Annotated in this window: 10 protein-coding genes; 8 read left to right on the top strand and 2 right to left on the bottom strand. The window is 74.1% G+C overall.

The window, feature by feature from the left end; translation table 11 throughout:
* Positions 1-344: 344 nt before the first annotated feature.
* On the top strand, positions 345-1,073 hold the full coding sequence (locus ACWDAK_RS19960) for a beta-glucanase (RefSeq protein WP_427394136.1): 729 nt from the start codon (positions 345-347) through the stop codon (positions 1,071-1,073).
* Between the two features lie 23 nt (positions 1,074-1,096).
* Here the strand turns inward: ACWDAK_RS19960 and ACWDAK_RS19955 are convergent, their stop codons facing one another.
* A complete protein-coding gene (locus tag ACWDAK_RS19955) occupies positions 1,097-1,711 on the bottom strand; it encodes a TetR-like C-terminal domain-containing protein (protein ID WP_344635862.1) in 615 nt (204 codons plus the stop codon).
* Between the two features lie 257 nt (positions 1,712-1,968).
* Between ACWDAK_RS19955 and ACWDAK_RS19950 the strand changes: the two genes are divergently transcribed.
* The 6 genes from ACWDAK_RS19950 (at position 1,969) to ACWDAK_RS19925 (ending at position 9,239) form a co-directional block, all read left to right on the top strand.
* The gene (locus ACWDAK_RS19950) at positions 1,969-3,498 is read left to right on the top strand and encodes an MFS transporter (protein ID WP_344635863.1); all 1,530 of its coding nucleotides are present in this window, start codon (positions 1,969-1,971) and stop codon (positions 3,496-3,498) included.
* A 132-nt stretch (positions 3,499-3,630) separates the two neighbouring features.
* A complete protein-coding gene (locus ACWDAK_RS19945) occupies positions 3,631-5,280 on the top strand; it encodes a phosphodiester glycosidase family protein (protein ID WP_427394135.1) in 1,650 nt (549 codons plus the stop codon).
* 130 nt (positions 5,281-5,410) lie between these two features.
* A complete protein-coding gene (locus ACWDAK_RS19940) occupies positions 5,411-6,655 on the top strand; it encodes an MFS transporter (RefSeq protein ID WP_344635865.1) in 1,245 nt (414 codons plus the stop codon).
* Between the two features lie 163 nt (positions 6,656-6,818).
* On the top strand, positions 6,819-8,150 hold the full coding sequence (locus ACWDAK_RS19935; RefSeq protein WP_427394134.1) for a bifunctional folylpolyglutamate synthase/dihydrofolate synthase: 1,332 nt from the start codon (positions 6,819-6,821) through the stop codon (positions 8,148-8,150).
* 232 nt (positions 8,151-8,382) lie between these two features.
* Entirely contained in the window at positions 8,383-8,868 is a 486-nt protein-coding gene (locus tag ACWDAK_RS19930; protein ID WP_427394133.1) for a GNAT family N-acetyltransferase, read from the top strand.
* On the top strand, positions 8,865-9,239 hold the full coding sequence (locus ACWDAK_RS19925; protein ID WP_427394132.1) for a hypothetical protein: 375 nt from the start codon (positions 8,865-8,867) through the stop codon (positions 9,237-9,239). Before ACWDAK_RS19930 ends, ACWDAK_RS19925 begins: the two co-directional genes overlap by 4 nt.
* On the opposite strand, the gene ACWDAK_RS19920 is transcribed toward ACWDAK_RS19925, so the two are convergent.
* Positions 9,186-9,788 (bottom strand): TetR/AcrR family transcriptional regulator, encoded by a 603-nt coding sequence (locus tag ACWDAK_RS19920; RefSeq protein ID WP_427394131.1) that lies wholly within the window; start codon positions 9,786-9,788, stop codon positions 9,186-9,188. The two genes, ACWDAK_RS19925 and ACWDAK_RS19920, sit on opposite strands and share 54 nt — an antisense overlap.
* A gap of 134 nt (positions 9,789-9,922) precedes the next feature.
* Here ACWDAK_RS19920 and ACWDAK_RS19915 point away from each other — a divergent pair, with 134 nt between their 5' ends.
* A complete protein-coding gene (locus tag ACWDAK_RS19915; RefSeq protein WP_344635870.1) occupies positions 9,923-10,741 on the top strand; it encodes an alpha/beta fold hydrolase in 819 nt (272 codons plus the stop codon).
* Positions 10,742-10,777: the final 36 nt, after the last annotated feature.

Raw genomic sequence — 10,777 nt, 5'->3', positions numbered from 1 at the left:
GACGAGCACGCCTCCTGGACCGAGGCGATCGACGCTCTTGTGACACGTACGAAGACGAAGAAGACGGCCCGCCGCGGCGGGCCTCCCGACGCCGGGTCGGACCGTTGTTGTGCCGCGTTGTGCCGCATCCCACGTCGTGCGCCCACGACGCCCCGTGCCACCCGCCACACGGCCATCAGACGAGGTCGCGCCCCGCGATACGGTCACCCGCCGGACCGGAGGGCTCCGCATCGACTGGGCCATCCGAGGGTACACCACCCGACGTGAGCAGCCATTCACGGAAGGTGATGTCGATGCGGCCGTGGCGAATGGTTCGGGCACGGTGCCAGCGGTGGTGGTCCCGCTTGTTCGGGCAGGTCGAAGCCGGTCAGGCCGAGGACCGGCCGGACGAGAACCGGGGGGACGAGGCCGGGGCCACCGCCGGCCAGGTGGTGTTCCGGGCCGACTTCGGATCGGCGCGGCAGTGGGTCGCCGGCCGCACCAGCGCCTATCCGCGGATGGGTCCGACCAACCGCGGCGACCACAAGCTGGACCACCTGGTCGACCGCTACTGTCCCGACGGGCGGTTCACCGCCACCCGCCGCACCGACGGCCTGTGGGACTGCAACCTGCTCACCACCGAGGGCAGTTTGGACGCCTTCCAGGTCCGCACCGGCGACACCCTCGACGCCCGGGTCACCCTGCCGGCCGGGCTCGGCGCCTGGCCCGCGATCTGGACCTGGCGCGGCGGCGGCAACGAGGTGGACGCCTTCGAGTACCACCCGGACAACCCAAGCCTGCTGGAGCTCTCCAACAACGTCCGGGGCGGCCACAGCTACTGGACCGACCCGACCGGCGCCGTCGCCCCCGGAGCCACCGTGGACCTGCGGGTGGTGCTCGGCGCGCGGTCGGTCGTCTGGTACGTCAACGGCGTGCGGGTCTTCGCCGACGGGCGCGGGGTCGGCACGGCCTGGAGCGCCTATCTGATCGTGAACCTCTCGGTGAGCGACGGCACTTACCACCCGCGTCCGGGCCCCGGGCAGAACGATCCGCTCTCCTGGACCTGCCACTCGCTGTCGGTCACCCGGCCCTGAGCAACCGCGGCGACCCGCTCGCGTCACGGGCGGACGATCGGCAGCAGCACCTCGTCCACGACGGCCTCGGCGTCGGCCTCGCAGAACGCGCCGCGCCCCAGCTTGACCCGGTACAGCAGCAACGCCGGGGCGACGTCCGCGACCAGCGGGGTGACGGCCCCGGGCCGCACCTCGCCACGGGCGACACCGCGGCCGAGGATCTCTGCGATCGCCCGGACCGTGGGGTCCACCACCCGGGCGAGCACCAGCTCCAGGAAGGCGCACGCCCGTTCGCGATCGGCCTCGCCGATGATCGCCCGGACCGCGGCGCCCGGCTCGGAGAGCATCACGGCCCGCATCCGGGCGAGCAGTTCCACCAGGTCGGCGCGGAGGCTGCCGGTGTCGGGCGCGGGGCCGACCGGGGGCAGTGAGGCGCGCAGCGCGTCCAGGACGAGTTCCTCCTTGGAGGGCCAGCGCCGGTAGAGGGCGGCCTTCCCGGTCTGCGCGGCGGCGGCGATCCCTTCCATGGTGAGCCCGGCGTAGCCGGCGGCGGTGAGGCGGCCGAGGGCGGCCTCGAAGATGGCGCTCTCCAGCTCGCGGCCGCGCCGCCGGAGCGGGGCGCCGGCCGGCCGCCCATGAGGTTCGGCCTGCTGCGGCACGGTGGTTGCACCTCCCAGCACTCCCAGCACCCATGCGGGATGCCCGTGCGGGCCGGGACACCAACGACCGTCCGGGACGGGCGCACCCGTGCACGCAGGCGGGACGGGCTCCGCGGGGCAGACTCTGCGGGCTGCGGCATCCGGGCCGGGACCGCAGGGTAGATGTCGGTAATGAACCGTTGTGCCGCCGACGGCACGGCGGCTACTCTCGATTCTAGTGAACGCCGTCGTTCACTCCCAGTCCCCAGGGGACCGCCATGGCCTCTTCAGCCGCCCTGGCAAAGGCTCCTCCCGCACGTGCGAGACGCGGCCGGCACCCAGGGATCGCCCTCACCGTGATCGCCGCCACCCAACTGATGGTGGTGCTCGACATCACCATCGTGAACATCGCGCTGCCGCACATCCAGCAGGCCCTCGCGTTCTCCACCACCGAACTCTCCTGGGTGGTCAACGCATACACACTGACCTTCGGCGGCCTGCTGCTGCTCGGCGGCCGCACCGGGGACATCCTCGGCCGCCGCCGGGTGTTCACCGTCGGCGTGCTGCTCTTCGGTCTCGCCTCGCTGCTCGGCGGTGTGGCCGGCTCCGCCACCTGGCTGCTGGCCGCGCGTTCGCTGCAGGGCGTGGGCGCCGCCATCGCCTCGCCCACCGCGCTCGCGCTGATCGCCACCAACTTCGCCGAGGGGCAGGCCCGCAACCGCGCCTTCGGGGTGTACTCGGCGGTGGCGGCGGGCGGTGGTGCGATCGGGGTGCTGGCGGGCGGCATGCTCACCACCTGGCTGTCCTGGCGGTGGGTGTTCTTCGTCAACGTGCCGATCGCCATCGCCATCGCGCTGCTGGCCCCGCTCTACATCAACGAGTCCGAGCGGCGCCCAGGTCACTTCGACCTGGTCGGCGCGTTCACCGCCACCCTGGGCACGGCCTGTCTGGTGTTCGGCTTCATCCGCGCCTCCGAGCACGGCTGGACGAACGCCTGGACGCTCACCGCGTTCGCCGCCGCGCTGGTGCTGCTGCCGTACTTCCTGCTGCACGAGCGGCGCACCGCGCAGCCGATCACGCCGCTGCACCTGTTCCGTGACCGGAACCGGTCCGGCAGTTACGCGATGATGCTCTCCCTGGCCGCCGCGATGTTCAGTGTGTTCTTCTTCATCACCCTGTTCGTGCAGGACGTCCTCGGGTTCAGTCCGCTCCGGGCCGGCTTCGCCTTCCTGCCGATCAGCGTGGCGATCGTGATCGCCGCGCAGACCGCGGCCCGCAACCAACTGCGCTTCGGCGCCAAGCCGTTCCAGGTCACCGGCGCGCTGCTGGTGACGGGCGGGGTCCTCTGGCTCACCCGGATATCCCCCACCAGCGGCTACGCCGACGGGGTGCTCGGCCCGACGCTGCTGTTCGGCTTCGGCATGGGCTCGCTCTTCGTCCCGATGATGCTGACCGCCGTCTCCGGAGTGGCCCCGTACGAGACCGGGGCGGCCACCGGCACCCTCAACGCCACCCAGCAGGTGGGCGGTTCGCTGGGCCTGTCCATCCTGGTGACCGTCTTCGGCACGGCAAGCCGCCACGAGGCCGTCCGGCAGGCCGTCGAACTGCTGCGCAACGGCACCCCGCTGCAGTCGGCGCAGTTCCGGGCGACCGGCCGGCTGCCCGCGCCGTACGCCCAGCAGGTCCTGGTGCACGGCATCGCGAGCGCGTTCACCGCGGGGCTGATCTTCGCCGTACTCGCCGTACTGATCGCGCTGTTCGCGATCCGGGTCCGTCCCCACCCCGGCCCGCCGGCCCGGCGGCGGTAAGCCGACACCCAGTGCTCGGGCGCCGTTCATCCCCGCACGGTGGTGGGCGTACCCGGCCGCTTGTCAGGCTGCGGTCAGGCCGTGGCAGGGCAGCGGCCGGCCGTCACTGAAGCGTCACTTGAGGGGGAGGACATGGCCGTACGGACTCGACCGCGCGCGGCCGCGCTGGCCGGACTGCTCGTGGCCGTGGCGCCGTTCACCATGGGTGCGGCGCAGCCCGGCCCAGCGGTGGACACGGGCCGCGCGGACCTGGCGGCGAGCCTGCCGCTGGGGTCGAAGGACCTGCCGGAGACCCGCAGCACGCAGCGGCTGGCCGCCGGGGTGGCGCTGACCACGATCGTCCGGGGCCGGGTCGCGCCGGGCGACCACTGGACGGTGGACGTGGCGATCCCGGCCGGTGAACTGCCGCCCTCACCCGACCCGGACGCCCCGTCCTCGGTGCTCGGCACCAGGGACGCGGCCACCGCCGTCGCGGCGCGGCTGACCGCGGCGGGCTACCGGCCGTCGGTGGTCGAGGAGAGGAACCCGGCCTACGCCGACCTCCCGGCCGGAACACAGGGGTTCACCGTCCAGGTGGGCCGCTTCCCCGACCCGGCGGGCGCGAACGCGCTGGTGAAGAAGCTGAAGCCGCTGGGCTTCAAGGGCGTCGGAACGTTCAGCGGCGGCGAGCGGACCCAGACCGACGGGCCCTGGGTGCTGCACGAGCTGGTGATCGACCCGCACCGGTTCACCGGCCGGATCGAGGAGTTCCACGGCGGCAGCCAGACCGGGCGCCGCACCACCTCCGAACTCGCCGCGCTGGGCGGCGCGCTGGCGGCGGTCAACGGCGGCTACTTCGTCATGGACCCGGCCGCCGGGGCACCCGGCCAGCCGATCGGCGCCGTGGTCGAACACGGGAGGCTGCTCCACGAGGCGACCGGCGGGCGGATCGCCGCGATCCTGCGCGACGGCGGCAGACGGGTCGAGTTCACCGGGCTGCGCACCACCCTCCTGCTCCGCCTGCGGGGCGGTACCCACACCGTGGCCGGCCTCAACCGCTCCCCCGGCCTGATCCCCAACTGCGGCCAGCCCGGCGACCGGCCCAGCCCCGCACCCCTGATGGACGTCACCTGCACCAAACCGGACGAGACCGTCGTCCTCACCCCCGAGTACGGCTCCGCTCCCCCGGCCGGCCCCGGCGCCCAGGCGGTCCTCGACCCCGCCGGGACCGTGGTCTCGGTCGGCCCGCGCGACGGCAGGCCGGTCCCGGCCGGTGACACCGTGGTGCAGTCGATCGGCACCGAGGCCGACTGGCTCACCGGCAACCTACCGGTGGGCAGCCGCGTCTCCCTGGAGGGCACGGTGACCGACGGCCAGGGGCACGAGGTCCGCTTCGGCCCGGACGACTCCGTGATCGCGGGCGGCCCGAAGCTGCTCACCGGGGGCACCCCGGACATCCGCCCGGTCGCCGACGGCCTGGTCCACCCCGGTGATCCGTCGTACTTCTACGGCTGGGGCGTGCGCCGCAACCCGCGCACCGCCATCGGCACCGACCGCGCCGGGCGGATCATCCTGTTCCAGGCCGACGGCCGCCGGCCCGGCTACAGCCAGGGTCTCTCCCTGGACGAGGAGGCCGGGGTGCTGCGCGCCTTCGGCGCCACCGACGCGATGAACCTCGACGGCGGCGGCTCCTCCGCGATGTACACCGCCCGCACCGGCCTGGTCGGCCGTCCCTCCGACCCGACCGGTGAACGCCCGGTCGGCAACGCCCTGCTCGTCCTGCCGTCGGCGGCGCGCCGCTGACGGCGGCTCCGCAGCCGGGCCCCGCGCCCGGTCCGGGACCGGTCGGCTCCGCGCCCTTGTCCGCCGGCTCCGCCCCGGCTGGCCGGAGCGGTTGCCCTCGACCAGGTCGAGGGCCCTACGGTCGGCGGCCATGGTAACTCTCGAAACCGCCCGGACCGCCCCGGACCGGGCGGCCCTTCCTCGTGCGTATCTCGTCTGGCTGGCCGGTACCCGGGCCTCGCTGGTGGGGGACGCGGTCCTGTACTTCGCGCTCGGCTGGGCGGCCAGCGCCCACGGCGGCGGGACGGGCGCGCTGGTGCTGACCGGCATCACGCTTTCGCGCACCGTGCTCCTGCTGCTGGGCGGCGCCGTCGGCGACCGGTTCGGTGCCCGACGGGTGATGATCGCCGGGGATGCCGTGATGCTCGCGGTGACGGTGCTGCTTGCACTGGCTGGCCCGCGCCTTGCTCCGTCGCCCTGGCTGCTGACGGCGGTGGCCGCCGTGATCGGGACGGTCGACGCGTTCTACCTCCCGGCCAGCGCGTCGATGCCCGCCCGCCTGGTGGCGCGGCCGCAGCTGCCTCGGGCGCTGGCCCTGCGGCAGGCCGGCGGCCAGGTCGCCTCGCTACTCGGGGCGCCGCTCGGCGCGGTACTGGTCGCGGCCGCCGGGCTGACCGGGGCCGCCGCGATCGACGCGGTGACGTTCGCGCTCGTTCTCGCGGTGCTGCTCCGGATCCGGCCGGGCGCCGACGCCGAACCCCCGTCCCGGGAGGGGAACCTGCTCACGGCGGCCGTCGACGGCGTACGGCTCGCCGCCACGGACCCGGTGCTCCGGCCCGCGCTGCTGCTGACGGCGGTGGCGGCGGGCTTCCTGCTCCCGGTGGTGTCGCTGCTGAACCCGCTACTGGCCCGCGAACACGGCTGGGGCGCCGGGAGCGCCGGGCTGGTCGCCGGCGGCCAGAGCCTCGGAACGCTCACCGTGGCGCTTCTGGTCGCACGGCGCGGCACCGTGAACCGGGTGGGCGTGGGCGCGGCGCTCGGTCTGTGCGGGGCCGCGCTTGGCACCGCGGCGCTGGCCACCGCCCCGACCGCCGCGGTCGCGGTGCTCGGAGGGGTCGCGGTCGGCACGGGCTCCGGAATGTTCGCCTGCCACATCGGCCCGCTGGTACCGGCCAACGTCCCGGCGACCCACCTGAGCCGGGTGCAGGCGCTGCTGACCCTGGTACAGAGCCTGGCACTGGTCCTGGCCAACAACGCACTCGGCGCCCTCGCCGACACCGCGGGCGCCGTCACGGCCACCGCGCTGTGCGCAGCCGCCGTGTGCGCGGCCGGAGTTGCGGGGATCGCCTCGAAGCCGATCCGCCGCCTGCGACTGGAGCGGGCGGCGGACGGATAGCTTGGACCGGCCGGCAACTGCCCGCGGCGTCGCGCTCCCTGTCGCCGGCCGGTCCCGGTGCACGTCGGCGCCGCGCTCGAACACCGGTCGCACGTCGCGCAGTTGCCGGGTGGATCGGCCAACCACCGGCTGCCGCCCGGCCTTCGGTGAAATGATTCCGCCCATGGACTACCAGGACTGCGCGGATCGCCTCACGGAGCTCTACGGATACCGTCCCGAGGAGCGGGAGGCGCTGTTCCGGAACCTTCCGGCGCTGCTCGGGGCGCTCGGCCACCCGGAGCGCGAGCTGCGCGGGATGCTGGTGGTCGGGACCAACGGCAAGGGCTCGACCAGCGCGTTCGCGGTGTCGGCGCTGACCTCGACCGGGGCGCGCGCGGGCAGCATGCCGAGCCCGCATCTGCAGGAGCCCCGGGAACGGATCCGGGTGAACGGCGTTCCGGTCACCCGCGAGGAGTACACGGCGGCGTTCACCGAGGTCCGCGAGGCGATCGGCCGGCACGGCCTTCCCGTCACCGCGTCGGGCATGTGCTCGGCGACCGCCGCGGCGCACTTCCGACGGGCCGGGGTGGAGCTGGCGGTCGCCGAGGCGAGCATCGGCGGGCGCTGGGCGGCAGCCAGGTTCCTCGACCTCGACGTCAAGGTGGTCACCGGGATCGCACTCGACCACACCGAGTTGCTGGGCGACTCCCTGGCCCTGATCGCAGAGGCCAAGGTCGGAGTGGTGCGCGACGGTGAACACGCCGTCCTGGGCCGGATCCCGCCCGAGGCGGCCGAAGCGGCCGAACGGATGCTCGCCAAGCGGGCGGGCCTGTCGGTGTGGCGGATGGACCAGGAGATCCGGTACACCGTCCACCCCGCCCCGGACGCCTCGGGGCCGCTGGTCGACGTCACCACCCCGCGCGCCGTGCACCGCGGCCTGCCCTGCCCGCTGCCCGGCGCGCACCAGCACCACAACCTGGCCCTGGCGGTGGCGGCCGTGGACGCGCTGGCCGACCGCGGGCACGTCCAGGACCTCGACGACGAACGGCTGCGTAGGGCACTGGCCGCCACCCGGTGGCCCGGCCGGCTCGAACTCCTCACCGAGGCCCGGCTGGACGACTGGACGGCCCGGGTGCTGCTCGACGGTGCCACCAACCCCCAGGGCGTCGCCACCGTCGCCCCGGAGATCCTGCGGCAGGCAGAACGCGGGAGCGGGCGCACCGTGCTGGTCTTCGCCGCGATGCGGGGCAAGGACGTGGACGGCATGCTCGCCCCGCTGCCCGAACACTGGCCCGTAGTCATCACCCGCACCGGGGCCGCCGAGGCGGCCGACCCGGACGCCCTGCGGGCCCGTCTCGCCCCGGGCCGGCGAACCTCCTCCGTCACCGCCCCGGACGCCGCCGCCGCACTGCGCCGGGCCGCCGAACTCGCCGGTCCCGACGGCCTGATCGTGGTGCTTGGCTCACTCCGCCTGGTCGGTGAGACCCGTACCGCACTCGGCCTGCCGCCGGCCTGACCGGATGGCGAGCAGCCCCGTCCCCGACGGTGGGACGGGGCCCGGCGCACCACTGCGCCGTCCAGCGCGGCCTGAAGTTCCTTGTCCAGCGCCGGTGTCGCAGGTGCCGCCGGTGCCGCCCCGCAGTAGGAGGGCTGGCTGAAACCCGCTCAGGGACGGCCGGGAAGCACCGGTTCGCGGGCGGGCGCTTGATTTGTCGCAGTCCTCGGAGGCGGTCGATAGGGTGCCGGGCATGAGTTCCTCCCTCCGTCTGAAGAAGATCACCCCGGACGACGTGGAGGCCGCCTGCAGCCTGCGGGTGCGCCCCGACCAGGAGGGGCTGGTGGCCCCGGTGGTCCGGTCGCTGGCCGAGGCGTACGCGCAGCCGGAGACGGCCTGGCCCCGGCTGGTCTTCGACGGCGAGCGGCTGGTGGGCTTCGTGATGGCCTTCTTCGACGTCCGCTTCGATCCGGACGACCCCAAGGACGTGCCCAGGTCCGGGCTCTGGCGACTGAACATCGCCGCCGGTGAACAGGGCCGCGGATACGGCCGGTTCGCGGTGGAGGCGGTGTGCGAGGAGATCCGCAGGCGCGGGCAGACCCGGGTGACGACGACCTGGGCGCCGGGCGAGCACGGGCCCGGCGAGTTCTACCGGCGGCTCGGATTCCGCCTGACCGGGGAGACCAGCGGCGACCAGGTGGTCGGCGAGCTGGACCTGGCCGCTCTCCGAGCCCGGTGACCGAGGGCGATCGGCCCGCGCGGAGCACCGCCGCCCCGACGACCGGTGCCGGCGGCCGGCCGGACCTGGACGAGATCGAGGCGCGCTTCACCGCCCTCGTCGAGGGCCGGCTGAGCCGGGACGAGGCCGACCGCTGGGCCGGGCGCTGGCTCGCCGACGACGGTCTCGTCTGGGACGAACTGTCCTACTGGGCCCTGGACTTGCTGCACGGCATCGATCTGCCGGCCGGCCCGGACGGTGGGCATCTGCACGGCGACGGCCAACTGCGTTGCTGGCTCGCAGAGTTCCGGGTGCGCCGAGGCGGTTCCGACAGCCCGTCAGGAGTCCTGGTCCGCCTGGCCCCGCTCGAGGACGGCGACCAGAGCGCGTAGGCCCGCCAGGATCTCGGCGGCGGACGGTGCGCCGTCCGGGTCGGTGAGCGACTGCATCATGACCCCCGAGAGCAGGGCCATCTGCACCGCCCCGAGGGTGCGCGTCGCGGTCTCCGGGACGGCGTCCTCGGGAGTGCCCAGCAACCCTGCGGTCACGCCCCGCCGCCCCTCGGCCTGGCCGGCGGCGATCTGCCGGCGCAGCCCCGGCGAGTGCTCGGCCTGGACGAAGGCCTCGACACTGGCGACCCAGAGCACGCGATGGGTGTCGAAGGTCCGGATGATCTGCGCCCAGGTGGCCTCGTACTGCTCGGCCGGGGTGGCGGCCGGGTCCACCGCTCCGGCCACCGCGCGGCCGATCTCCATGCCCCACTCGTCGATGGCCTGGAGCAGGGCGGCGTTCAGCAGCTCCTCCCGGGAGCCGAAGTGGTAACCGATGGCGGCCATGCTGACCCCGGCGGCCGACGCGATGTCACGGACGGTCGTGCGCGCATAGCCCTTGTCCTGCAGACACTGCTTGGCCCCGGCGAGTAGATCCTCACGGTTTCCCATGGCCCGGATGATACCCGGGAGGTCGCACAGATGCATCAGACATTCGTCTTAGGCGAGCGCCTTGCGCATTTGCCCAAATCGCCGCTACGGTTGCGGCACGGACGGGAACCGACACCGGACACCGGGGGGAAATCATGAGCCACACCGCAGCACCGCAGCCGATCGACCACGTACGCGCCGAGCTGGACCTCGCCGGCCGCCGGCTCTCCTACCTCGACTTCGGCGGCCCCGGCCGCCCGCTGCTCGCGCTGCACGGCCATCTGTCGGAGGGCCGGACCTTCGCCGCGCTGGCCCGCGCACTGGCCCCGCAGTGGCGGATCATCGCCCCCGACCTGCGCGGCCACGGCGACTCGGACCGGACGGCGGACTACTCCCGCGAGGGCTACATAGCGGATGTCGTCGCCCTGATCGAACACCTCGGGCTCGGACCGCTCCCCGTACTCGGCCACTCCGGCGGCGCCATCACCGCGTACCAGCTCGCCGCCCGGCACCCGCACCTGGTCAGCGCGCTGATCAACGAGGAGGGTGCGGCCGCCATCCCGACCGGGGGCCCGAGCCCGCTCGCCTTCGTGCTCGGCTTTCCCTACACGGCGCCGACCCGCGAGGCCCTGCTGGACGCGCTCGGCCCGGTGGCGGGGCCGATGATCGGCGGCAATCTGCGCCGACTCCCCGACGGCAGCTGGCGCCTGCCCTTCCATCCGCAGGACACCGTCTCCTCCGAGGAGCAGGTGCACGGTGACCACTGGGACGAGTGGCTGGCCGGCGACTGCCCGGCGCTGCTGGTCACCGGAACCCGACTGCCTTGTGTCGACGGCGAGTTGGCGCGAGCCATGGCGGAACGCCGGCCCGGCACCCAGCACGTCGCTCTGGACACCGACCACTTCGTCCACGACGGCGACCCGGTGGGCTTCGCCGGGGCCGTCCGCGAGTTCCTGGAGTCGCTCCAGGCGTGAGCGCCTGCGCCCGCCGATGGGTGCAGGGCATCGGCG

Source organism: Kitasatospora sp. NPDC001175, from assembly GCF_053598215.1.
This window is presented reverse-complemented; position numbering and strand designations above follow the sequence as displayed.